Raw genomic sequence first — 24,939 nt, 5'->3', positions numbered from 1 at the left:
AGGGATATACTCTTTTTTTACTAGGAGCCCGTCGGAGAAAGCACTTTTTCCACATCTCGGCGTTGTTTTCAGAAAACCAATGCTCGCAATATGAAGTATATGGCTGTGCTTGATTTCCTGAAAACGCCTTAATCTGTGAAAAAATGGCAATTCTCCGATAAACTTCTAGCTTTGGTTGATACTGATTGAGATTTTCTTTGCGGTGCAGGCCCATGCCGCGATGTGCTCAGATTTTGATGAGGGTGTAGAGTTGGATATTAGTCATTTTCGCAGGGAATATTTAAAAGGCGGTCTGCAGCGCTCCAATCTTGCCGCAGATCCGGTGCAGCAGTTTTCCGAGTGGTTCGAGCAGGCTCGTAAAACCGATGTCCCCGATCCCACCGCCATGATTCTGGCGACTGTGGATCCTTCGGGAAAACCGAGTCAGCGTACTGTCTTGTTAAAATATTATGACAACGACGGCTATGTCTTTTTCACCAATTATGAAAGCAGAAAGGCCAGGGAGATAGAGAATAATCCGAGGGTCAGCCTGCTCTTTGTCTGGCTGGAACTTGAGCGGCAGATTATGATAAGCGGTACAGCCCAAAAAATTTCAGCGGCCGAATCGGCAAAATATTTCATGTCAAGGCCCAAGGAGAGCCAGGTGGCCGCCTGGGTTTCCAGTCAGAGCCATACCCTGAGTTCCCGTCAGATGCTGCTCCAGAAATTTTCCGAAATGAAGAAAAAAATCGGTGAAGGCAAAGTCCCTTTACCTTCTTTCTGGGGAGGGTACAAGGTAAAACCCGACGAGTATGAATTCTGGCAGGGAAGAAAAAACCGGCTGCATGATAGATTTCATTATATTCCAGCCGGCGATGGCTGGACTATCGAGCGGCTGGCACCTTGAAAATGACCCGGCGCTCTGCCGGGTAAACAACTATCCTTTCACCACCGCCAGCGGCTGCAGGATAACCAGGACATCAACCAGATCTTCTTGATTTTGCATCACTGTATGGATGTCTTTGTAGGCACCGGCGGCCTCGTCAAGATCCTTTTTACTGCGAATTCCATGGAGAATATGCTGCCGGTCAAGCAGAGTTATCTCCTCGTCGAGTTTCAGGCTGCGTTGGGCTTCCTTGCGGCCGAGCTTTCTTCCCGCACCGTGCGAGCAGGAACAGAAGCTTTCCGGGTTGCCCTTGCCCTGCACGATAAAACTCGATGTCCCCTGTGAACCCGGAATAATCCCTTTTTCATTTGAATAGGCGCGGGTAGCGCCTTTGCGGTGGATAATGAGTTCCCTGCCGTAATGTTTTTCCCTGGCGGCATAATTATGGGCGGTGTCAATCGGTTCGTCAAAGGTGATACCCGGACAGAAAATCTCAAATATCTCTTCAATAGTTTGCATCATGTGGAGACGGTTGCAAAAGGCGAAATCAACACAGTAGTGCATTTCCGCCAGATAATCCGCCGCCGTTTCGCTGGAGAGGGGAAGAGAGGCCAGCTGCCATTTGGGATCCACCGGAGTTTTCCACTTTTGATTCAGTTTTATGGCGATTTTATTATAGTGGCCGGCGACTTGATATCCCAGGTTCCGGCTGCCGCTATGCACCATTATCCAGATCCTGTTATCGCTTCCCTTCTGGATCTCGATAAAATGATTACCCCCGCCGAGAGTGCCCAGCTGAGCCAAAGCATTGTCGTATTGGCGGGAGACAATCTTGAGTTCATGGAGCCCTTCCGGCGTTTCGGGCATCAGGTCAGGGCTCTGTTTGCGCCTGTGGTGCTTGAAGCCGGTTGGAATGAACTGGCGGATGTTGCCCAGAATCTTTTTGAGGGTCTCGAGGCTGATATCGCTCAACGAAGTCCGCATGGCGCAGACTCCGCAGCCGATATCCACACCAACGCCATTGGGTACCACGAATTCCTCTGCGGCCAGCACCCCGCCGATGGGCATGCCATAGCCGAAATGGGCATCTGCCATTACGGCTATGTGGTGAAAGGCGAAGGGGAGGTTGGCCAGATTTTTAGCCTGTTGCAGGGCGCCCTCCTCGATATCGTCGAGCCAGAGCATGATCGGAATCTTTTCAGTCGAGAGGATCTTTTTCATAATCGTCTGCATTTGAAATGGAGGTGAGTATGCTCAGGACAATCTCTTTGAATTCCTTTTCGTGAAGATCGATATCGTCGTCTTCCCGTATGATAGCGCGGAAATAGTTGCCGATCGTCTTCAATGACGAGCGGGGCAATTCCCGCGATAAACCTGTAGTGACAGCAGTGGCGGTGGAGGCGTCATAGTCGCGCCGACCGTGGGCCCAATTGATTATGTGACTATAATAGAGAAGTGCGCGATCAAGCAGGATATAAGGGAACTGCGAATTTTTGTTGGGACCGATACTAAGGCGTATTCTGCCGGTATCTATGCCAAGTACTTTGATTTTCGAGGCAATATTCCTGGTACCGTATACCGCGCCCAGTGCCCCGAGCGCCCCGCCGATGGATGTGAAAATGCCGAGGCTTGAGCCACCCGCGGCAATATCGAGTCCGGCGGCAAGGGCTGCTCCGCCCGCGCCTCCGGCTACGGCAAGCTGACTTCTTTTCAGCCCGAGAAACTCCCAGGTCTGACTGGCAAAGAGATCCTGGTGGAGAATGGAATGGGAAGGCAGTTGATAATTGAAGATGTTATGTTTATAGAGCTTCTTCATGCGCAGATGGTGGTTCTCTTCCATTTTTTTTATGTCTTCGAGGTAGCGCTGGAAAAGTTTTTCCTTGGCCTGCTCGATAGAGGCTCCTTCGCCCAGCGACTTCTGCAGGGTGTAGCGCAGGCAGGCCGATATCATTTCACAGATAATATCTGCACTTCTGCTGTTGCGCGACTGCCAGTCGTTCTTGAAAGTATTGACGACATAATCAAGTGACTTCTGCCAGTCCTGTTCGATGGATTTAAGAGCTTCGAGCAGCATGATTCTTTCGCGGTAGGTGGCTCGGTGAGCATTGAATATCCGGCTGGAGTTGAAATGTTTGCGAAACTCCGTCTTCCATCTCTCCAGGCTTTCCCTATCGTCCGCTTTGCAGTTGAGAATCGCCATTCTCGGTTTACCGGAGAGACGGAGTATCTCCATTTCGGCAAGATCCACATTGCGGATAGGTCTGGAGCCGTCGGCCACATAGATGATACCCGCACCCCGCAGTAGCGGACGCAGCAGTTCGCAATCATGCTCCAGATCGCGATCATACCGATGTTCCGAATAAAATTTCTCGAGTGGACTGATGCCCGCATCGGCATAGCGTTTCAGTTCGGAGAGCATCCGGCCAGGATTTTGAAATCCCGGTGTATCGGTGAAAGAGATTATAACCTCTCCATCAATAGTCACCGGAAAGGTGCGGCAGAGTATAGTTTCACCGGGAAGGGGGCTGATGCCGACGGAATCATCTTCCGCCAGGGTTGAAAGTACGGATGATTTTCCCTCGTTGGGGTGACCCATTATGGCAAATTCCGGGATCATGTCTGCTGCTCCTCAATATCTTCTAAGTGTTCGCCGGACTGAAAAATAGCGGCAACATCGCAGCATTCACTGATCTTCTCTCTCCAGAGCAGGATCTCCTGCCGTCGCGGCGGTATCAAGACCCCGTCCTTGCCAGGTTTTCCCAGCAGGCAAACGGCAAGCGGCGTTTTTCCATGCAGGCTGTGGGAGATTTTTTCCAGGAAGAGCAGATGTTCCCTGATCGGTGCCATCCACGCTTCAAAGAGAACGATGACCGGGGTTTCTTCACGGGCAATGTCGCTGATAATAGCTTGATCATCCTCGTATGTTTTTAAAATGATCTTGCGTTTTACCGGGTGATAACCATAGGGCAGAAGAAGCTGTTCAAGGCCGTCTTTACTGAAGAATTCCGCAGCTTCATCAGGAACAAGAACCACCGCATCTTCCGGCTGTCTCCTGTTTCCGGCAGGCTGTGGTGATTGTTGCGGGTGTTCGGACGGGGCACTTGCCCGGGAATGTTCTTCTGCAGCCTGGCTGGTAACCAGAGGGGTGCGCATACGGCTGCTGATGGCCAGGAATTTTCTCTGCCTGAGAAGGCGGATAATGTTGCGTTTCTCCATGAATGCACCACAAAAGAACAGAAGGACCCGCGGCAGCAGCCCATAACACAGCAGGCTCATGAGCAGAAATGGCCACCATGATGTCAGGTCCTCGGTCAATAAATGGTAGATGCCCTCTTTCAGTATAATTCTACTTCCTTCAATTTGTGCAAGGCTCGGGGAGGCAAGTTCCGCAGGAAGAAACCATGACCAGGGCAGGGCAAGAAATTTTACGAGGCTATGAAGTTTCTCAGCTCCAAGCTGCAATGTCGTTTGCCAGCCGAAGGCCAGATCCGTGGTCGTTATCTTAAAAAGAGTGACGGCCAAAAGACCGATGTTGAAGGAAACGCCGAAAAGCTGGCCACGGACAAAAAGAGGGCGGCTGAAAAGCCTGCTGTTTTTTTCGGAGAACAGCTGATTGAAGCTTTTTTGTTGGTCCTCCTTGAGATTGTCGAAGACGCGCTTTTTTATAAAGCGGACGAATCTGGTGAATAGTGGCCGCAAAATTATGCGCAGATTGGCTCGTGGTTTCCGAAGCAGTTGCGCAGCAATATTTTTCAGGAAGAAGAGGACAATCAGAAAGAGCTGTGGCAGCAGGAAGACAATGAAAAAGGTGAATACGTTCAGTGGGGTACTGCCTGTGTAAGCGAAATAGGAAATGCCCATCCCAAAACCGATGATCAGGCCGGCGGCGAAAAGCAACAGGGTAAAGAGTTGAATGGCCCCCCGGAGTTTTTGCCCCGGCAGAAAGGGATGATCTGCCTGCAACTCGGCAGATCGCCTGTTTGCCAGCCAGACCGCAAGGCTTTGATGGTGGGTGGCTACTTCCAGTTCACCGTTTTTTTTGGCCTCGAGGAATATCCGTCTCTCCCGCAGATGTAGCTTTTCTTCACTATCTGCCTGAAAAAGGTCAAGGCCGATAAAATATTCGAGATCGATAATATCTTCAAATTTCCACAAATCTTTCATATTTTTACTATAACAGATGATCTCGTAAAAAGTCACCGAAGTTGCCGGGATGGGCCGAGGAAAAAGCTAAACGATATAGATCGGGCCTTTTACGAGTTCATCATAACCAAAAAGAAATATAAAGGCTGGAACTTTACAAGCCAAGAGCTACGCTGCCCGAATGCCTGTAGAGTATTTCATATGGCACAGTGGTGGCATGAGATATGTTATTCAGCGAATAAAACGGATTGTCCCGACTGGGCGCTCCTTATTCAGCCTTGCTCTCTCAAGTTCTTCGAGTTGGTAGGTGTCAATCAGATGGCGAATATCGGTTACATACTGTTCTCCTATTTCCGAGTAATGACGGAGACCGCCGGCCAGAGTGTAACCATCGGGGACTTTACCCTGCTGCCTTAGTTTATGCCGCATTTCCCGGAGTGAGGAGTATGCTCTGGAAGTGTTGATGGTATGCATATAGCTGGCCGTGGCTTGGAGAATGGAATCAAAAGCGGCGACCTTCACTCCGCCATAACGCGAGGTGATAAATTTGCCCCTGCCGCTCTTGGGTAAATGCTGACCATAGAGGGCATTGCCCTGCTGTGCGAATCGGGAGGTCCCCCAGCCGCTTTCGGTGATAGCCTGGGCAATGGTCAGTGAAACCGGCACGATGTCGACTCGTTTCAGCAGTTCCTGTGGATTCGCCTTCGGCGCTGCATAATCTTTGGCAAGGTTGCGATACCATGCTTTTCTCTTGTCATCGATCCAGAGATTTCTTTGGGAATCTTCCAGGAAACGAATCAGCTGCTCGCGCTTCTTGAGAATATTCTCATTATTTTTGAGAGCATGGGAAAGAACCAGCGAGGTAAACTGCGACATTCTCTCCTGCGGGAGCTGATGCTCCAGATCTTTCGGCAGATTGACGGAGTGGAAATCAAGCGCTCTGGAACCGTTGCGTATCTGCTCAAGCGTTGCCTCCTGATCCGCCAGAAATTGTTTGAAGGCAGGAGTTCCGGTAAGCACAATTCTTTTTTCTGATTTGAACAGTGTGTCAAATAAATGCAGATTGAAGGTTTTGACATGTTCAAAAGAATACTGAGTGAAAAAGGTATATGGTCTGAAAAAAACTACCAGCAGGATTACGGCGAGGAAAACGACATACCGAAGAATTGAAAGTATATCCTTTACCGGTTTGGAAGTGATTCTTCTGCTCATAGCCATTGATGATTATTAGACTGTCACAAAAAGTAAGAAAACAACAAGATCTGTGAATCGGCCTCTGCAGCCAAAGCACTTATAGCTCGACTGGGCTGGTAACCTATTGATAAAGTCTGCCCGCGTGACTTATCCAGCCATGGTCTCGTCTGCCGGCCGGATCATGATGCGTCCAGTGAAGCAGTCCACCTTGCGCGTTCCACACATATTCACCCCTGAAAGTAACAATATCACCCACTCGCAGGGTATCGATCCGGGGAGCAAGGTCGATATTGTGGACAATGAGAAGCGTCAGCTTCGAGTCAAGCCGTACAATGAACCTCTGATGTCTGCTGTCTTTAAGGTCGTCACTGAGTACGGCAAGTACGACTCCTGAACCGGATACCGTTACCTCGCTGATTTTCCCCGCAAAAGCCTGCTCAATACTCAGATCGACTGCGGCTTGATCCTGAGCTAGTCTATCCGGGTAAAAACGCAGCAGCACGGCCGGCAACACGAGAAACAGTATGATCAGAGCTGGTATATAACGAATTTTCATGGGAAAATAAACTCTTTTTGGTTTGAAAGTCAGCTGATAAATATAGTCCATACTTGGCAAGTTGTCCATATTTCAACATAAAAAGAGAGGCATACCGGGCATGCATCGGAGTTGGATTAATGTTATTCCTGGGTAAGAAAATCATATAATCCAACCCAGCTGAACTGGACTCTTTACAATACCCCCTTGAGGTGTATAAGTGCTTTGGCGGTCCACTTGAGAAGTTTACCTAAAAAGTATTTGGTGAATAACTAACTCTGATGATAGAGTTATGCTGGACCATAATCCCGGGGAGGAGATCATGGTATTCAATATATTAATCCAGCCAAGCTGGATCAGGACCTGCAGAGAGATTGTTTTCCAGCAAAAAAAGTTGGGAAAGCAATCTGTTATGTGCTGAGAAGGAAGAAGATGAAAATCGTACTATTCAAGAATTTATCATGGCAGTTTCTGTATGCAGTTATTATTGGAGCTCTGCTGTGTACATTCAGCCTGGCGGATGAGTTTTCCCTCAAAGCAAACGGAGAGATCGCGGTAGACGGACAGCGATTTGCCGGGATGGAGGAGTATCTTCAGTCTGATTATTTTCGTGAGAATGGTAAACGTTGTGGTGTGCGGAAAGCAGAAGGCGCGCTCGATGAGGCACTTGCCAGGTCAACGTCTCATTGCACCTATTTCTTGACCTCTATCCAGGATGAATACCAGCCGTCGCAAGTATTCACTTTGCCTGTCTGGTGGCATGTAATTACCGATTCCAATGGCCTGGGCTACATATCAGACAGTGCCATCAGGGCCCAGATGGAGGTGCTCAACGAGGACTACAGGGCCACGCAGGGCACTATGGGTGAAACCGGTTTCGATGTCAGTATTCAGTTTGAACTCGCAGGTATTACCAGAACGGCAAATACTGCATGGTTCACCGACTCCGATGCCGACGAGGACGCCTATAAGCAGGCCCTGGCTGTTGATCCCGACCGTTATATCAATATCTATACCAATGATGGCAGGGGATATCTGGGCTATGCCTATTATCCCCAAGGCAGCGCCGGCGCCTATTGGGATGGCATTGTGCTCATGTACGGAGCGGTTGGTGGAAGAAATAACGGCTTTGGCAGTTTTGATCAGGGGCGGACCCTGGTGCACGAAATGGGTCATTATCTCGGCCTCTTTCACACTTTTGAACATTATGATTCTATTTGTGACAATTCCTATTCCGGCGGCGATCGTATCGTTGATACCAACGCAGAAAGTGAGGCACATCTTGGTTGCTCTCAAACCTATACCTGTGGAACGGCGGATCCCATTCATAATTATATGAACTATACCAACGATACCTGCATGAACAGCTTCAGTAGAGAGCAGGCAAATCGTTCAGTCTGCGGCCTGGTTAACTACCGGCCCGGTCTGATGGTTGCATCCGAAGTTGCTCTTCCTTCAAGGGACGCCGTCATTCCACCATTTCTTCTGCAGCTGATTCTTAATAATTGATATCATGTTGATGGTATGGCATGCAGGAGCGACTAACGGTAGCCTATATAATTACTATTGAATATATTTTTCAGCCGAATGAATGCAATGGATGTCAGTGTATCTGCTCGAAATAACATGCGAAAATCGAGAGCATTACGTGCACGGTAACTGTGACAAAGTAGTATATGGTGCTCTGTGGTATGGTGTAGGCGGATTGCGCACAAGCGTTTTTGGGCGCTTTGTGCGACATAAAAGTGAGAGGTGCCGCGACTTAATTTTTACCAAGGGTATTATGAACTGCAACCAGGTCGACCTAAGGAAAAGAATTACTGCAGGAAATGATGATAATTCTCAGCGAAATGCTACATTGGGTAATTAATCACGAATATTCTCTTTGCACATCAAGTTGAGCAACTTGGGCGAAGGTAATTTGCTGATAGCGCGTTTAAGTGCCTGTTTAATAGAGGAAAATTCCTTGACAGGTCCGGCGGATGCTTGGTAATGAATGGTCGTTCATTCACTGTTTTTTTAGACCATGCTGATTTCAACCGGCTTGTACGAATAGTGTAGAAAGTTTAAAGGGGCAAAAAAATGTCAAACGAACTGGTTTACTCCGCGATTGCTCTGATTGGCATCGCACTTCTCGTTCCTCTCATTATGGTTCTTACCGGCTTTCTTGGTCCGAGGGCCACGGGAAAGGCAAAAAATGAGGCCTATGAGAGTGGAATCAAAAATATCATCGGTCCGGCCGACCAGAAATTCAGTGTCAAATTCTACCTGGTTGCAATTCTATTCATCATATTTGATATCGAGGCGGTGTTTATGTACCCATGGGCAGTCGGTTTGCGCGAACTCGGCTGGTTTGGGTTTAGTGAAATGGTGGTGTTCATGCTGCTGCTTCTCACCGGACTCATTTATATCTTAAAGAAAGGGGTGCTCAATTGGCGTTAGGATTGGAAGCAAAACTGGGAGACAATGTTCTCACTACCAGATTGGACGATATAATAAACTGGGGTCGTCAAAATTCGCTGTGGCCGTATGTATTCGGCACGGCCTGCTGCGCTATCGAATTCATGAGTGCGGCGGCTTCGCAGTTTGATATCTCCAGATGGGGGGCCGAAGTTATCCGCTTTTCACCGAGGCAGGCGGATCTGCTGATGGTCTGTGGAACCGTGACCTATAAACAGGCTCCTGTTCTCAAGAGGATTTATGATCAGATGTCTGAGCCGAAATGGGTTGTTGCCATGGGGGCCTGTGCCAGTTCCGGAGGCATCTATGACAACTATTGCACCGTCCAGGGAATAGATAAAATTATTCCGGTGGATATCTTTATTTCTGGTTGTCCTCCCCGGCCGGAAGCGGTCCTGGATGCCTTGATGAAAATCCAGGAGCAGATAAAAGGCGAAAGTATTCTCAATGACCGTCATAAAGACTTTAAAGGGATTTTAGACTGATTATGGATGCGACGGCGATAGAAAAACTGAAGACCGCTTTTCCGTATGCGGATTTGGCCGAGGTGCTTGATTCAGTGGTTATCGAGGTTCCTCCGGAAAGGCTGCATGAAACTCTGGCAACCCTGAAAAATGATGCGGCTATGAACTACGCTCTCCTTCTCGATGTCACGGCGGTGGATTATCTCCGCTACCCCGGCCATCAGCGGGAGCGGTTTGCCGTAGTGTATACATTGCGCAACTGGGAGGAAAACAGAGTGGTGCAGGTTAAATCCTACGTGGCCGATCCGGCCGTCGGGGTTCAGACCGTTACCGATCTCTGGGCGTCCGCCAACTGGGGTGAGAGAGAAGCCTACGACCAGTATGGCATCAATTTTTCCGGGCATCCCGACCTGAGGAGAATCCTGAACCATTGGCAGTTTCAAGGCCATCCCCTGCGCAAGGATTATGATATCACCAACCGTCAGGTTTGCCTGGAGTCAGACAGCATGGAAGGTCCGATCAGGGCGCGTCTGGAGAAAAATGGGATGACGGAAAGCGTGATGAATGACATCAATACCGAGGTGATGTTTCTCAATCTCGGTCCCTCGCATCCGGCAACTCATGGCGCCATCCGTATCCTGACCGCTCTGGACGGTGAGACTATTCTGGCCAACGTCAATGAAATAGGCTACCTCCACCGGGGTTTCGAGAAAACGTCGGAAGAGAGGAACTATAATCAGGTCATTCCGCTGACGGATAGGCTCAATTACTGCTCGGCCCTGCTCAACAATATTATCTATGTCAAGGCCATTGAATCATGGCTGGGAGTAACAATCACCGAGCGTGCCCAATTCATGCGGGTAGTGCTTTCTGAATTTTTCCGCATTCAGGATCATCTGGTCTGTCTGGCCGCCAATCTCCTCGATATGGGCGGGTTGACCAACTATTGGTATCTCTATAACGAGAAGGAAGCCTCCTATGACCTGATCTCCAGACTGACCGGAGCCAGATTGACCAGTACCTTTACCAGGGTCGGTGGTATGTATCGTGATTTTTACGAGGGCTGGGAAGCGGATATGGAGCACCACCTCAAAGACATCGAGAAAGGGGTTGGCGACAGCCTCGCACTGGTTTTGAAGAACCGTATAGTCCATGAGCGCAGCCAGAACTGCTGTCCCCTGCCGGCGGACCGCGCTCTTGCTCTCGGTTTTACCGGCCCCTGTCTCAGGGCCAGCGGAGTTCCTTTCGATCTGCGCAAAGATTCCCCTTATTACAATTATGAGTCCTTCGACTTCAATGTACCGGTGGGCACAAAAGGTGACGTATACGACAGAATCATGGTGCGCTTCGAAGAGATTTTCGAGTCCATCAAGATTATCCGTCAGGCCATGAAGATGATTCCCGGAGGACCGGTCAATATCACAGATTATAAAGTGATTCTTCCGCCCAAAGATGAAGTGTATACCAATATCGAGGCTCTGATCAGCCACTTCAAGCTGGTATTCGAAGGAGTCCGGGTTCCAAAGGGGGAATGGTATGACAGCGGCGAGGCGGCCAATGGAGAACTCGGTTTTCATTTTGTCTCCGACGGTACCGGACAGCCTTACAAATGCAAGGTCCGCCCCCCTTGTTTCTACATAATGGGTGGTTTCCATGAAATGGTGGAAGGACAAATGATTGCCGATGCAATTATCAATCTTGGAAGCATCAATATAATCGGTGGGGAGTTGGATAGATGAGTGATCGTTCACAGCTTATTGAAACAGGAGAGCCTTTCGCATTCGATCCTGAGCGGGACGCCGAGTTTGAGCGACTGGTAAAGCGGTATCCCACCAGGGAGTCGATGATCCTGCCGGCACTGTGGCTGACCCAGGAACAGCAGGGTTGGATCTCCGCCGAGTCCATCGGCTATATCGCCGATAGGATCGGCACTTATGCAGCCAAGGTGTTTGAAGCCGCCACCTTTTACACCATGTTCCATCTGCAGCCCATGGGCAAATATCACATCAGCGTCTGCCGGACGTTGTCGTGCTGGCTCCGCGAGAAGCAGGAGATTGTCGACTTTATCAGGAATGAAATCGGCATCAAGCCCGGGGAAATCAGCGAAGACGGCAAATTCAGCCTGGAAGAGGTTGAGTGTCTGGGCCATTGCGGTACCGCCCCGGTGATCAAGGTCAACGGAGACTTCCACGAGGAGATGAGCGTGGAGAAGATGAAATCACTGCTGGCCGGCTTAGAATAAGGAGGGCGTGTAATGGAAGTGAAGATACTCAGTGCCAAATTCGACATAGAAGGCGCCCATACCCTTGAGGTGGCTAAAGAGCACGGAGCCTATGCCACACTGGATAAGCTCTTCGCCATGGCCCCCGATGAGGTTACCGAAGAGGTAAAAAGAAGCGGGCTGCGCGGCCGTGGCGGCGCCGGTTTTCCCGCCGGAGTGAAGTGGTCGTTCTTGCCCAAGGATACCGGCAAGCCTGTCTACCTTACCGTCAACTCCGATGAGTCGGAACCGGCAACCTTCAAGGACCGTTATATTCTGGTACGTGATCCGCATATGCTGATCGAAGGCATCATAATCTGTTGTTATGCCATCGGTTGTCATGACGCCTATATCTATATCCGCGGCGAGTATACCTCTCAGGTCAAGATCCTGCAACAGGCACTCGATGAAGCCTATGCCGCCGGCTATCTCGGGGATTCCGTCGACGGACATGATTTTAAACTCGATGTTACCGTGCATAGAGGCGCCGGCGCCTATATCTGCGGCGAGGAGACGGCTCTGCTTGAGTCCATCGAGGGCAAGAAAGGGCAGCCGCGCAGCAAACCTCCCTTTCCCGCGGTGGTCGGTCTTTATGACAGCCCCACCATTATCAATAATGTGCAGAGTATAGCCTCTTTGCCCTTTATTCTCGAAAAAGGCGCGGACGCCTACAAGGAGTACGGCACTGAGAAAAGTTCCGGGACCCATCTCTTCGGCATATCCGGTCACGTCGAGAAACCGGGAATGTATGAGTTGCCGTTGGGCCTGCCTCTGTTGGAGGTGATTGAAAAGATGGCAGGCGGCGTCTGGAAAGGCAGGAAGATCAAGGGAGTTATACCCGGTGGCAGTTCAACTCCGGTGCTTACCGCAGAAGAGGCCAAGACCGTTACGCTTGATTATGAGTCGATGGCCGAACATGGCACCATGTTCGGCTCCGGCGGCATCGTGGTGCTGGATGAGACGGTGGATATCGTTGCCCTGGTGAAAAACCTCATTGATTTTTATCACCATGAATCCTGCGCTCAGTGCACTCCCTGCCGTGAGGGCCTTGGCTGGATGTTGAAAATCGTTAAGAAAATCCTGGATGGTCACGGCAGTACTGACGATATCGAACTCCTTCTGGAGTTGTGCGACAATATCGAAATGAAAACGGTCTGCGTACTTTCGGCCGCCTGTACCATGCCGGTGCGCAGTTATTTGAAAAAGTTCCGGCATGAGTTCGAGGCATATGTCGAGAAGGGTGCCTCGATGCAGGCCGCTGAAATTCAGAAATAGGGCAAAGCTCATGGCTGAAAAGATAAAACTGTTTGTTAACGGCGAAGAGGTTGAGGTTGAATCAGGCAAAAACCTGATCGATGCCGTCGGTGCCGTAGGAATAGAAATTCCGCATTTGTGCTATCATCCCGCGCTTGGGGCCGACGGTAACTGCCGTCTTTGTCTGGTTGGTATTGAGGACGGCAGGCCGCCTCTTGTTCCGGCCTGCAAGACTCCGGCGGTGGAAGGAATGAGGGTTCAGCTCGACACCGACAAGATCAAAAAAATCCAGAAGGACATCATGGAGTTCGAGCTGATCAACCATCCCATAGACTGTCCGGTGTGTGATCAGGCCGGTGAGTGCTCTCTGCAGGATTATTACATGAAGTACGACTGCCAGGGAAGCCGACTGATGGTGGACAAGGTGCCCAAGGCCAAGAGGCTGGATTTCGGCAGCGGCGTGGTCCACGACCAGGAACGGTGTATCCTCTGCGCCCGCTGCGTCAGATTCTGCCGGCAGATCACCAAAACCGGTGAACTCGGTATCGTCAACCGCACCGATTATGCACGGGTCGCCATCTTTCCCGGCAGGCCGCTGAATAACAGATATGCACTCAACGTCGTCGATCTCTGTCCGGTGGGAGCCATGACCAGCGCTGATTTTCGCTTCAAGCAGCGGGTCTGGTTCCTGGAGAAGGGAGAGGGAATCTGTCATGGCTGCAGCAAGGGCTGCAATATCTATATCGATCACAACCAGGAGAAATATAGAGAGGACATCATCTATCGATTCAGGCCGCGGCATAATGAACAGGTCAACGGTTATTTTATCTGTGATGAAGGTCGCTTAAGCTATAAAAAAGAAAATGAGCAGCGGCTGCTGGAAGCCCTCAAGAAAGGAAAATCCATCGATCTCGACAAGGCCATGGAACTGGCTGCGAAGATTGTCGAGCAGGCAGCGAAAGTGGTTATCCTGCTCTCTCCGAATCTTTCCCTCGAACAGATGGCGGCCGGCCGGTCTTTTGCCAAAAAAATCGGCGCGCAAATCTCCGGCTACAGCGACGGCATGTTCCTTGCCGGGGACGGTGACGACTTTCTCATCCAGGATGACAAATCCGCCAACCGGGCAGGCTTGAAGATGCTGGGAATCGATGACACTGAAGCTGTCTTTATCAAAGCGCTCGAACAGGCTGATCTGCTGATCAGCGTTGATAATGATCTCTACGGCGCCGACGGCAAGGCCCTCGAGAAATCTCTCAGAAGCGCTTCGCTAATCGCCTTGAGTTCCCATCTCTCGAAAATGACCGAACAGGCGGAGATAGCTCTTCCCATAGCTTCCTATAGCGAATATGCAGGTTCGGTGGTCAACTGCGACAATATCCTGCAGTCTTTCACCCAGGTCATCCACAAGACCGCACTGCCGCCTGAGGCCGATGAGGTTATCCATCAACTGGGCGGGCCATTGGGAAGCCGTGAAGAAATCTTTAATGAGATAAAAAAAGGTTCTGGTCCACTGGCCGGTGTTGATTTTCAGAGGATCCCTGCCGAGGGATTGCCATTAACCTAAAGCGAGGCTGCACATGTCAATGCTTGATATTCTTATGATTATATTCCGGGTTTCATTCGGGGCCTTTGTGCCGCTCTGCTTCATTGCGGTACTCGTCTGGATGGAGAGACGCGGTGCCGCTTTTTTTCAGGACAGAGCAGGCCCTAACAGAGCAAACATCTTTGGATTTCGAGCTGCCGGGCTTGTACAGAATCTGGCAGATGCGGCCAAGCTTATTTTCAAAGAAGATGTGGTCCCGGGGCATATCAAACATAAGATCTATTTTATTTTCGCCCCGGTAATCGTCTTCTTTACCGCGGTGGTGTCCTTTGCCGTTATACCCTTCGCCGATACCATGGTGCTTGGCGGCAAGCACTACATAATGCAGGCGATTCCTACAGATCTCGGTATCCTCTGGTTTCTGGCCCTGGTCAGCTTTGCTGTGTACGGCATTATCCTCGCCGGTTGGTCGTCAACCAATAAATACGGGATGCTAGGTGGCTTGCGCTCTGCGGCTCAGGTCATCAGCTATGAGATTCCCATGGGTCTGGCCCTGGTCTCTCTGCTGGTTGTCTACGGTACTGTCAATCTCAGTGAGATGGCGCAGTTCCAGGGACAGCTGCTCTTCGGATTTATACCGATGTGGGGAATATTTCTTCAGCCATTGGGAATTATTATCTTTGTGGTGGCGGCTTTTGCCGAGGCCAACCGGACGCCTTTTGATCTGGCCGAGGGTGAGAGTGAGCTGGTTGCCGGATTTCACGTGGAGTACAGCGCCATGAAGTTCGCCATCTTTTTTATGGGAGAATATGTGGCCATGTTCGCCTCCAGTGCCATTATCGTCACCCTGTACTTCGGCAGCTATCAAATACCCTGGCTGGCTACTGAAACTTTAATTGCCTATGCCAAGCCTCTGGCTGTAATTCTTATGATTCTGCTGCCGGTGCTGATGTATTATTTTGCCGGCTGGATTCGAAGAAGCAATGTCAGCCACTATTATCGACTGAATGATCCCAGAAAACGTGAGGCGAAAGCCTATATCAGGGTGTTGTGGGGACTGGTGGTCATTCTTGAACTGCTGCTTGTCGTGATACTTCTGAGCAGCTCCGGGGGAGTGGCTGCCTCTATCTTTGCAGCTCAGCTGCAGATATGCACCTTTCTCCTGAAGACGACGCTGATGTGCTTTGTCTATGTCTGGGTTCGCTGGACATTACCGCGATTCCGTTATGATCAGCTGCAGAGACTCGGCTGGCAGACACTTCTGCCGCTGTCGCTGCTCAATATCTTCATAACCAGTGCGGTTGTGGTAGCGTTAAGTTAAGGGAGAAGGAAATGGGTGCCAAAGTAAAAGTCATAAAACGCGAGGGCTCGAGCCTGCCTGAGAGACTGTATCTGGTGGAGGTCTTTAAGGGAATGCGTGTCACTTTAGGGCATTTTCTCAGGAACCTGCTCGACAACTCCAAGCTGTATGTGAGACATTATCCTGAACAGCAGCCGGAGATTACCCCCCGCTGGCGGGGGCATCACAGACTGACCACCCATGAAGACGGCTCGATTAAATGCGTGGCCTGCTTCATGTGCCAGACAAACTGTCCGTCAAGGTGCATCATGATCGAGGCGGGTGAACGGCTGGACGGCAAGGAAGAAAAGATGCCGGTTCGCTTTGATATCGACCTGCTCGAATGCATCTACTGCGGCTATTGCGTGGAGGCCTGCCCGAAAGATGCAATTCGCATGGATACCGGGATATTCTCAGTTGTCGACGACAATCCCCAGGTAATGATGAAAAGTCTCGCCGAGTTGGTGGCTACCCCCGGCGCATTCGATGAAGAAGAATATAAGAAAGGGGGCGTTTGATATTATGTCCGAATTCCTGTTTACCGTATTCGCGTTACTTGCCGTAGTTGGGGCGTTGGGACTGGTACTGTTCCGCCATCCGATGAACGGTGCCGTTTCTCTGGTAATGACCCTGATTTCCCTGGCAGGACTGTATTCGCTGCTCTCGGCCAAGCTGATATTTGCCCTGCAGCTTATTGTCTATGCCGGGGCGATTATGTCCCTGATCCTTTTCATTATCATGTTTCTCAACATCCGCAAGGAGGATCTGCCCGAGGAGCGGTGGCGCTGGGCTTACTACCTGGGAGGTACCGTGGTGCTTACCCCGGTGGCTCTGTTGCTGATGAAGGCCGTCAAGAGCCTGCCCGGCGTCGAGGCCACCATCGTCGGAGAAGGTTTTGGGGAAGTCAAGGAGGTTGGTCTCGTGCTCTTTCGGGAGTGGCTGCTACCCTTTGAAATTATATCAATCCTTTTGCTGGTTTCTCTGGTTGGATCCGTGGTGCTGGCAAGCCAGAGGAGGGCCAAGCTATGATAGCGGACTACCTAACCCTGAGTGTTATCCTCTTCTGTATAGGCGTACTTGGAGTGGTATCGCGACGAAATGTGTTCACGGTGTTCATGTCAATCGAGCTGATGCTCAATGCCGCCAACCTGGCCTTCATCGCTTTTGCGCGGTTGCATGAAAGTATGGACGGGCATGTGCTGGCAATGATGGTCATGGCCGTTGCCGCAGCAGAGGCCGCCCTGGCTCTGGCTGTGGTCATTCTGGTAAACAAGCATAAACGAAAGCTGGATACTAACGTATTCAGTCTCTTGAAGGGGTGATCAGATGGAACATACCGTCACATATCTTGGACTGATCCCATTGATGCCGCTGATCGGTGCGGTGGTAATCGGGCTGATGCACATGTTCACCTGCACCGGCAAGCCGATTTCGGAAAAACTCTATGCCATCCTCGCCGTTATCGGCCCGGTGCTCGCTACCATACTTGCCTTCAGAGCATTCTTTCAGGTCAAGGCTATGCCGGAGGAGGCGCGATTCCTGACCCAGAAAGTCTTCACCTGGTTTCAGGTGGGAGAGCTTGATGTGGCCATGGGCTTTCTTGCCGACCCGCTCAGCGTGCTTTTCCTGCTGTTCGTCACCTTTATCGGCACGCTTATCCATTTCTATTCGATCGGCTATATGGCTGGAGACGAGAATTTTGGCAAATTCTTCGCCTATCTCAATCTGTTTCTCGGATCAATGCTTATTCTGGTATTGGGAGACGGCCCCGTGGTCATGTTTGTCGGCTGGGAGGGCGTCGGTCTCTGTTCCTATCTCCTTATCAGCTTCTACAGCAAGGAGAAAGATAATGTTCTCGCCGGAAACAAGGCCTTTATCGTCAATAGAATAGGCGATCTTGGTTTTATCCTCGGTATCTCCCTGCTGTTCTGGGCCATCGGTTCGGGCGGTTTTGACTATATATCACTCCGGGCTGCAGCAGATGGACTTGCTCCGGCAATGGGTCTGGCAATCTGTCTGCTGCTTTTTTTCGGAGCAACAGGGAAATCCGCCCAGATTCCCCTCTACGTCTGGCTGCCCGACGCCATGGCCGGTCCCACACCGGTTTCCGCTCTGATTCATGCGGCAACCATGGTCACCGCCGGTGTCTATATGGTGGCCAGATTCAGTTTTATTTATGTGCAGTATCCAGCTGCCGGAACCGTGATCGCCTGGGTAGGCATACTGACCGCTCTTGTTGCCGCTATTTTCGGCATGTTTCAAAAGGACATCAAGAAGGTGTTGGCGTATTCGACCGTCTCCCAACTCGGCTATATGTTTGCCGGGGTTGGTGTGGCCGCCTATTCCGCCGGTATCTTTCATGTCTTCACTCATGCCTTCTTCAAGGCTCTGCTTTTTCTCGGTGCCGGTTCCGTTATCTATGCCTTGCATCATCAGCAGGATATCTGGAAAATGGGGGGCCTTAAGGCCAGAATGCCCATCACTTACTGGACCATGCTGATCGGCTGTCTGGCCCTGGCGGGATGTCCGCTGCTCTCCGGTTTTTTCAGTAAGGATGAAATTCTTTATATGGCGCTGGCTCACGGATACCAGGGAGTCTGGCTGGTTGGAGTCATCGTTGCCGCCATGACCGCCTATTATACCTTCCGTATGTTTTTCCTGGTCTTTCACGGCGAGTCCCGGGATAAAGAGGCTTTTGAGCACGCCCATGAACCACCAAAGGTAATGACCGTACCCTTAATTATTCTGGCCATAGGCGCTGCTTTTGCGGGGTACCTCAATCTGCCGGCGATATTCGGCGGCGGACAGCAGGTGACTCACTGGCTCGGCACCAGTGTGGTCGAGCATCACCCCGAGGCCAACCATGCTTTGGAATTTCTGGCCATTGCGGCCTCTATAGCCGCTTTTGGTGTGGGTATTTTCATTGCCTATAAAAAGTACGGCCATGGGGCCGAGGAGCCTGAATTTTCCGGATTTGCCAGATTTGCCTACAATCTTTTCTATGTCGATCAATTGTATCATGCCGTATTTGTCCGGCCGTATCAGGCTATCGGCGACCTAATCAAGAAGATTGTCGACCCTTATGGTGCCGATCTTCCAATCAAGCTGTCAACCACGCTCTATCAGCTGCTGGGCAAAGCGTTTAAAGTATTTCAGGTCGGATATGTCAGGGTCTACGCCATTTATATGGTCATAGGACTGAGTCTGATGAGCCTGTTTTTATCACAAACACTGAACTAGGAAAGGTGTATTATGTTTGAACATGTCCTCTCAGTCATGATCTTTCTTCCTCTTCTTGCAGGAGCAGCGCTGCTGGTGTTGCCTGTGGAGAAAAGCGGAGCCCGGACCATAGGCCTGGTCATCTCGGTCATAGTCCTTATCTGCGGATTGAAGGTGTGGGTTGATTTCAGCGGTGGCGGCGGTCTGGAATTTGTTGAAAAACATCTCTGGATAGAATCCCTGGGCATAAACTATCATGTAGGAGTAGACGGAATCAGCCTTTTTGTTCTCATGGCGGCCGCTGTGCTCTTTCCTCTGGTGTTCATGGTTTTTGCCTCTAAGTCAAAATATTATTACTGTAATCTGCTCATTGCTCTCGGGGCCATGATCGGCGCCGTTGCAGCTGCCGATCTTATCGTCTTTTATGTTTTCTGGGAAATCATGCTCCTGCCTATCTTTTTTATGATAGGCCTCTACGGGGGGGAAAGACGCATCGCCGCCACGATTAAGATAACCATCTACACCATCTCCGGTTCGCTGCTGATGATGGCAGCCCTGATTTACCTGGCTGTATCTTATCAGGCCCAGACGGGTGTGTGGAGTTTCGAGATTGCCAGAATGGCAACCCTGCAGCTGGAGGGCGGTTTTGCCTTGCTCGCTTTCATCGGCATGATGCTGGCTTTTGCCATAAAGATCCCGCTGTTTCCCTTTCATACCTGGTTGCCGGATGCCTATACCGAAGCCCCTGTGTCGACGACATTTATCCTCTCCGCCATCATGGCGAAAATAGGGGTGTACGGCGTCATTCGTTTTGTTATACCTGTTTTTGAAGGAGAAATGGCCCGTTATGCCATCATCCTCGCCTACTTAGGGGTCATCGGGTTGATGTACTGCGGCATCGCCGCCATTGCTCAGCGGGACTTCAAGCGAATGCTGGCATTTTCATCAGCTTCGCATATGGGCATTATCGCTCTCGGCGTATTCTGCATGAACGTGCAGGCCCTTACCGGAACTCTGTTCCAGATAGTTGCTCATGCCACCAGCACCGGGATTTTATTCCTTTTTGCCGGGGTACTTGAAGAACGCACAGGCACCAGGCAGATAGCGGATCTCGGAGGGGTGGCTTATCGTGCCCCTGTTTTCGCCACCTTTTTCGCCATTGCCATGCTGGCCTCCGTCGGGTTGCCCGGAACTAGTGGATTTATCGGCGAATTTCTGATTATTCTCGGAGCTGTCAAATTTAACATTGTGGTTGGCGTCCTGGCGGGCACAACCGTTATTATCGGCGTCTGTTATATGCTATGGATGTTCCAGCGGGTATTTTTCGAGAAATCCAACGCGGCAACGGCGCATTTCAAAGATCTCACACCATATGAAACCCTGGTGTTTCTGCCGGTGATTCTCTTGATTCTGGTGATGGGCATCTATCCTCAGCCCTTCCTCGAGAAGATAACTCCTGCCGCCCAAAAGCAGGTGCTGCAGATGGCTTCCAAAGGTGAACAGCAGTTGGTGAAAATGATCGAATCAGATGTCAAACATGAACCGATAAAGAACTGAGGCGGGACCCGTTATGATAGATTTTGTGCTCTTACTCCCACTACTGATCGTTGGCTCAGGCGCTATCTTTCTGATGCTGCTGTCAGCCTTCGAGAAAATTGAGACCGAGATCGCCTCCTATGTCGGTATGGGCGTCTTTCTTGTAGCTTTTTTCGTGCAGCTGGTCAGCACCGCTTCGGGTGATGTCGAGATATTTACCAGCGTGTTTAATGGCATGCTGACAGGCAACAGTTTCACTCAAGCTGCCGGTCTTATCATCACCGCATGCGGATTTTTCACCTGCATGAGTTCGCAGACCTATTTTCAGCAGAACAGATTCTGTAAGCTGGAATATTACTCCCTGATCGCTTTTGCAGCCTGCGGCATGCTGCTGCTGACCATGGCCCAGGAGCTTATAACCGCCTTCATCGCCCTTGAGATAATGTCGCTGGCCATTTACGTCCTGGTTGGTTTTCACAGACAGGATATCAAGGCCACGGAAGCTGTTCTTAAATATCTTATCCTCGGTGCTTTTGCCGGAGCCTTTTTTACTATGGGCAGCGCGCTGATGTACGGCGGTGCCGGCAGCACCAAATTCCTGTTGATCGGCAATTTTATCGGTGCCTATGGCTTCATGGAGCAGCCGGCTTTGGTCGTCGGTTCCTTTTTTATCTTAATTGCACTGCTTTTCAAGGCTGCCGCCTTCCCATTCCACGCCTGGGTGGTAGACGTCTATGACGGTGCCTCAATGCCCATTACCGGCTTTATGGCAACTGCTCTCAAGACCGCCGTATTTGCGGTCTTTGCCAACTTTCTCGTTCTGGATACCGGGCTGCAGTCTTCCTGGGTTACCTATCTCTTCTATATTGCCGTCTTCACCATGTTTGGCGGAAATCTGATTGCCATCGGCCAGAGCAATCTCAAAAGAATGCTGGCGGCTTCTGGTATAGTGCACAGCGGGTATCTGATTGTCGCTCTTGTCGCATTCACCACCCGCGAATTTACCGGCAATATCATTGTTTTTTATCTGGCGGCTTATAGTGTCGGCACCCTGGGAATGTTCGCCGCTCTTTCCTATCTCAGTGGTGAGGGAGAGAAGCGCCGCACCTTTGCCGACTTCAAGGGATTGGCTAAGGTGAGGCCCTATTCGGCGGCGGCCATAACCGTTTTTCTCCTCTCCATGGCAGGGATTCCCCCAACCGTGGGTTTTATGGGAAAGCTCTACATTATTCTCAATGCCATTCATGCAGGCTATGTAGCGCTCGCTGCCCTGGCGATTGTCAGTAGTGTCATTTCGATGTGGTACTACCTGCGGCTCATAATTACCATGTACTTTGATGAGGCTCAGGATGACTTTGCAACGGTGCGCTCACCTCTGGCACCGATATGTACCTTTATACTGGCAATCTGCGTTTTTGCCTTGAGCCTTTTGCCGATTAGCGTTTAATGCCTTACTCTTAAAAATTCGTGATTAAAGACAAGGGAAAAGCAAATTCTTTTAACGCAAGCGCCTCAAATTGATCGCAAAGTCATTTACCCCTCAATGGGGTACTGTAAAGAGTCCAGCTCAGCAGGTTTAATTTAAGAAGAATTTCGGAACTACGGAAAATACAAGGGGAACCTTGATTATCAGTGAGAAAAGGAGCCTACTATGAAAGCAAAAGATATACTGGAAACCAAGGGAAGCCGGGTTGTCACCTGTCATGAAGACAATACCCTGTTGGAAGTCTTAGCTGTTTTTGCGGCAAACAAAGTAGGATCATTGCTTGTCGTTGACGATAATGACAATATCAAGGGTATAATCGCTCCTCGTGACATTCTCCTTGTGGTTCTCAATAATCTTGAAGATATAAAGAATACCAAGACCAAAGAAATCATGTCGACCAACCTGATCGTTGCCGGCATGGATGATAGTGTTGGGTATCTTCAGGCGATCATGACGGAAAACAGGATTCGTCACGTTCCTATCATGGAAGGTCCCAAACTCAAGGGAATCCTGTCGATAGGTGATGTCGTCAAAGCACAGATGGTTGAGAAGGAGGTAGAGAATCGCTATCTCAAAGATTATATTGAAGGGAAATATCCTGGCTGATTACTCCATACTCTTTAATCGTAACCGGATTTGCCAAAAAGCGCCGCAGTCGTGCATCGACCGCGGCGCTTTGCCATTTTCCGTCAGCTTCGCCGGATAAAGGTAAGGGCGCTAAGAGCGGCCAGACCGGGACTGTATCTTTGACGATCTGCTCAGGGAAATTGAGAATAGATGCCTACCTTTTCCTCTCGCGACGGCTTATTTGCAGACCAATTCAGCTGATGGATAAGTATCTTAAGACATGCTGATTTCTTGCAACAAGAAGAGAAGTCGGGGGCTTCTAACGTACGTTCTGTTTTCTTGAGGAGGTTGTTCAGAAATAAGTCAGTAATTATAGAATCGGCAGAGGGGAGGGTGTTTGGTTCGGGAATTCGCTTCATTCACTTGGAATGGGAATCATTGCCGCACTGTCGTCTCTGTCGTTGAGAGCCTGCACAAGCTCTCCAAGCCCTTTCTCCAGAAGATTGAGATGCTCGTCCGAGAGTTTTTCCAGAGCACCGCTAAGTTCCCCCTGGGCCGGTCTGGGGGCTTTGGCCAGTAGTTGATTTCCCTTTTCAGTCAGGGAGAGATGAACTGCCCGCTGATCCTTTTTGCTGCGTTCGCGGCTGACAAAACCATCTTCTTCAAGTTTATCGAGCATGTTGCTGCAGGTGGACGGATGTATAGCCAGTGAATTCGCCAGCTGGGAAACCTTGATGCCCGGCTTGGAATGCAACTCATAGAGCATCCAGAGTTTGGCGCTGCTTAAGCCGCACTTCTTTTCAACAAATTTAGAATGCGCCTGTACGGTTTTGAACAGTATGCGAAGGTGCTGGGTTACTGTGTTGATTTGAGCTGTTCTTTGTTCCATTTGTCCTCCTGATAACAATCTATACGATGCTTTTAAACTGTTGATCAGATGATATCCAGCATTATTTCAGCCGCCTTGCATAAATTTTAGAAGAGCCCGGAAAACCTAGAGGTTTCCCGGGCATGAACCGCTAAGATCACTAAGATCGTACTGCTTTATTGTGCTGCTTTTTTGGCTTCTTCAAGCCATTTGTCCCATGTTTCCTGGTTGTCGGCAATCCATTCATCAACATGACCTTCAATTGCTTTCTGGCTTTTCTCGCCGGCGTTCATGCGAGTGTTCTGTTCGTTGATGTCAACGAGCTCTATTTCAACCAGTTCAAAGAATTTCTTTATCGCAGGGTTTGCTTCTGCAAACTTCTTGTTGGCGACAATACGTATATCGGAGACGACATATCCAAGTTTTATCGGATCGGAAACGGCACCTTCGATACCTGATTGAGTCATACGGTCAACACCGGATTTCTGTGATTCCTTAGGGATAATTTCCGGAACATTGATCCACATGACGTCTTCACCCGGCTTCAGTTTGAAAATCGTCCAGTTTGGCGCCCAGGTATAGAAGAAGATGGGTTCACCTGCTCTGTAGGCGGCAATCGCGGAAGCCATTCCCGCTTCATAGGAGGCCTTGATGGGATTGATGTGATCATCCAGGTCGTAAACATCCATGTGATGGGCAATGACGGTCTCGCAGCCCCATCCCGGAGGACAGGCCGTCATATCGGCTTTGCCGTCACCATCCTTATCAAATGCTTCTTTTACCTCGTCACGTTTAAAATCATCCAATGATTTAATATCGTATTTCTCTACATGCTCCTTGGAGACAAGGTAACCCTGCAGGCCACCGGCCTTAACGACATAGCCGTATGCATCGGCGTAATCATAAAAGTTTTTTGGAAATTGGCCTTCATGATTGGGAAACCAGCCGTTGGTCCAGTAATCGACATCGCCGAGTGTCACGGATTTGTAAAATATAGGATTTTGCAGGTCTTTGGGCTTTTCAACATCATATCCCAATTGCTCAAGGCCCCTGCGTACCAGAGCCTCCTGAAAAAAACCGGTGTTCCATGTTGCCCGAGCCGGCTTGACAGTTACGCCTTCACCGGGTAATGCCGAGAATGCGGCATTGGCTCCGGTTAAGACGAGGGACGATACAACAGCACTCAAAAATAAATTCTTCATCATA

23 protein-coding genes are annotated in these 24,939 nt (G+C 50.1%); 16 read left to right on the top strand and 7 right to left on the bottom strand.

Annotated elements, in window-relative coordinates; genetic code table 11:
• The first annotated feature begins 250 nt into the window (after window positions 1–250).
• Window positions 251–886, top strand: a complete 636-nt coding sequence (gene pdxH / locus JWG88_RS18115) for a pyridoxamine 5'-phosphate oxidase (RefSeq protein ID WP_205235305.1) — start codon at window positions 251–253, stop codon at window positions 884–886.
• 30 nt (window positions 887–916) lie between these two features.
• Here the strand turns inward: pdxH and JWG88_RS18110 are convergent, their stop codons facing one another.
• The 5 genes from JWG88_RS18110 to JWG88_RS18090 all read right to left on the bottom strand — a co-directional run bounded on the left by JWG88_RS18110 (window position 917) and on the right by JWG88_RS18090 (window position 6,758).
• Complete coding sequence (locus tag JWG88_RS18110) at window positions 917–2,086, bottom strand: RtcB family protein (protein ID WP_205235202.1); 1,170 nt, start codon at window positions 2,084–2,086, stop codon at window positions 917–919.
• Window positions 2,064–3,482 (bottom strand): GTPase/DUF3482 domain-containing protein, encoded by a 1,419-nt coding sequence (locus tag JWG88_RS18105; RefSeq protein WP_205235201.1) that lies wholly within the window; start codon window positions 3,480–3,482, stop codon window positions 2,064–2,066. Before JWG88_RS18105 ends, JWG88_RS18110 begins: the two co-directional genes overlap by 23 nt.
• Entirely contained in the window at window positions 3,479–5,029 is a 1,551-nt protein-coding gene (locus JWG88_RS18100; RefSeq protein ID WP_205235200.1) for a DUF2868 domain-containing protein, read from the bottom strand. Before JWG88_RS18100 ends, JWG88_RS18105 begins: the two co-directional genes overlap by 4 nt.
• A 210-nt stretch (window positions 5,030–5,239) precedes the next feature.
• Window positions 5,240–6,220 carry a glucosaminidase domain-containing protein gene (locus JWG88_RS18095; protein ID WP_205235199.1) on the bottom strand — a complete coding sequence of 327 codons (981 nt, stop codon included), beginning with the start codon at window positions 6,218–6,220 and terminating at the stop codon, window positions 5,240–5,242.
• A gap of 103 nt (window positions 6,221–6,323) precedes the next feature.
• The gene (locus JWG88_RS18090) at window positions 6,324–6,758 is read right to left on the bottom strand and encodes a DUF3465 domain-containing protein (RefSeq protein ID WP_205235198.1); all 435 of its coding nucleotides are present in this window, start codon (window positions 6,756–6,758) and stop codon (window positions 6,324–6,326) included.
• 411 nt (window positions 6,759–7,169) lie between these two features.
• Between JWG88_RS18090 and JWG88_RS18085 the strand changes: the two genes are divergently transcribed.
• From JWG88_RS18085 to JWG88_RS18015, 15 genes are all read left to right on the top strand, one after another.
• On the top strand, window positions 7,170–8,246 hold the full coding sequence (locus JWG88_RS18085) for a zinc metalloprotease (protein WP_205235197.1): 1,077 nt from the start codon (window positions 7,170–7,172) through the stop codon (window positions 8,244–8,246).
• 573 nt (window positions 8,247–8,819) lie between these two features.
• The gene (gene ndhC, locus JWG88_RS18080) at window positions 8,820–9,179 is read left to right on the top strand and encodes an NADH-quinone oxidoreductase subunit A (RefSeq protein ID WP_205235196.1); all 360 of its coding nucleotides are present in this window, start codon (window positions 8,820–8,822) and stop codon (window positions 9,177–9,179) included.
• A complete protein-coding gene (locus tag JWG88_RS18075; protein WP_205235195.1) occupies window positions 9,170–9,682 on the top strand; it encodes an NADH-quinone oxidoreductase subunit B in 513 nt (170 codons plus the stop codon). Before ndhC ends, JWG88_RS18075 begins: the two co-directional genes overlap by 10 nt.
• A gap of 2 nt (window positions 9,683–9,684) precedes the next feature.
• Window positions 9,685–11,400 (top strand): NADH-quinone oxidoreductase subunit D, encoded by a 1,716-nt coding sequence (locus tag JWG88_RS18070; RefSeq protein ID WP_205235194.1) that lies wholly within the window; start codon window positions 9,685–9,687, stop codon window positions 11,398–11,400.
• Window positions 11,397–11,903, top strand: coding sequence for an NADH-quinone oxidoreductase subunit NuoE family protein (locus JWG88_RS18065; protein WP_205235193.1), 507 nt, complete (start codon window positions 11,397–11,399; stop codon window positions 11,901–11,903). The genes JWG88_RS18070 and JWG88_RS18065 overlap by 4 nt, the downstream gene beginning before the upstream one ends.
• A 12-nt stretch (window positions 11,904–11,915) precedes the next feature.
• A complete protein-coding gene (gene nuoF / locus JWG88_RS18060; protein ID WP_205235192.1) occupies window positions 11,916–13,196 on the top strand; it encodes an NADH-quinone oxidoreductase subunit NuoF in 1,281 nt (426 codons plus the stop codon).
• A 10-nt stretch (window positions 13,197–13,206) separates the two neighbouring features.
• Window positions 13,207–14,739, top strand: coding sequence for an NADH-quinone oxidoreductase subunit G (locus JWG88_RS18055; RefSeq protein WP_205235191.1), 1,533 nt, complete (start codon window positions 13,207–13,209; stop codon window positions 14,737–14,739).
• A 13-nt stretch (window positions 14,740–14,752) separates the two neighbouring features.
• Window positions 14,753–16,039, top strand: a complete 1,287-nt coding sequence (locus JWG88_RS18050) for a complex I subunit 1/NuoH family protein (protein WP_205235190.1) — start codon at window positions 14,753–14,755, stop codon at window positions 16,037–16,039.
• Between the two features lie 11 nt (window positions 16,040–16,050).
• Complete coding sequence (locus JWG88_RS18045) at window positions 16,051–16,575, top strand: NuoI/complex I 23 kDa subunit family protein (RefSeq protein WP_205235189.1); 525 nt, start codon at window positions 16,051–16,053, stop codon at window positions 16,573–16,575.
• Window positions 16,544–17,086 (top strand): NADH-quinone oxidoreductase subunit J family protein, encoded by a 543-nt coding sequence (locus tag JWG88_RS18040; protein WP_240194578.1) that lies wholly within the window; start codon window positions 16,544–16,546, stop codon window positions 17,084–17,086. Before JWG88_RS18045 ends, JWG88_RS18040 begins: the two co-directional genes overlap by 32 nt.
• A complete protein-coding gene (nuoK, locus tag JWG88_RS18035; protein WP_205235188.1) occupies window positions 17,083–17,379 on the top strand; it encodes an NADH-quinone oxidoreductase subunit NuoK in 297 nt (98 codons plus the stop codon). Before JWG88_RS18040 ends, nuoK begins: the two co-directional genes overlap by 4 nt.
• Window positions 17,380–17,383: 4 nt before the next feature.
• On the top strand, window positions 17,384–19,297 hold the full coding sequence (nuoL, locus tag JWG88_RS18030) for an NADH-quinone oxidoreductase subunit L (RefSeq protein ID WP_205235187.1): 1,914 nt from the start codon (window positions 17,384–17,386) through the stop codon (window positions 19,295–19,297).
• A 12-nt stretch (window positions 19,298–19,309) separates the two neighbouring features.
• Entirely contained in the window at window positions 19,310–20,833 is a 1,524-nt protein-coding gene (locus JWG88_RS18025; RefSeq protein ID WP_205235186.1) for a complex I subunit 4 family protein, read from the top strand.
• Between the two features lie 13 nt (window positions 20,834–20,846).
• On the top strand, window positions 20,847–22,259 hold the full coding sequence (locus JWG88_RS18020; protein WP_205235185.1) for an NADH-quinone oxidoreductase subunit N: 1,413 nt from the start codon (window positions 20,847–20,849) through the stop codon (window positions 22,257–22,259).
• Between the two features lie 204 nt (window positions 22,260–22,463).
• The gene (locus tag JWG88_RS18015) at window positions 22,464–22,904 is read left to right on the top strand and encodes a CBS domain-containing protein (protein ID WP_205235184.1); all 441 of its coding nucleotides are present in this window, start codon (window positions 22,464–22,466) and stop codon (window positions 22,902–22,904) included.
• Between the two features lie 376 nt (window positions 22,905–23,280).
• Here the strand turns inward: JWG88_RS18015 and JWG88_RS18010 are convergent, their stop codons facing one another.
• On the bottom strand, window positions 23,281–23,754 hold the full coding sequence (locus JWG88_RS18010) for a MarR family winged helix-turn-helix transcriptional regulator (protein WP_205235183.1): 474 nt from the start codon (window positions 23,752–23,754) through the stop codon (window positions 23,281–23,283).
• A 155-nt stretch (window positions 23,755–23,909) separates the two neighbouring features.
• Window positions 23,910–24,938, bottom strand: a complete 1,029-nt coding sequence (gene proX / locus JWG88_RS18005) for a glycine betaine/L-proline ABC transporter substrate-binding protein ProX (protein WP_205235182.1) — start codon at window positions 24,936–24,938, stop codon at window positions 23,910–23,912.
• Window position 24,939 lies beyond the last annotated feature (1 nt).

Origin of the sequence: Desulfopila inferna (genome assembly GCF_016919005.1) — a bacterium.
GTDB lineage: Bacteria > Desulfobacterota > Desulfobulbia > Desulfobulbales > Desulfocapsaceae > Desulfopila_A > Desulfopila_A inferna.
The sequence above is the reverse complement of the archived record's forward strand: the minus strand, read 5'-3'. Positions and strand labels throughout refer to the sequence as shown.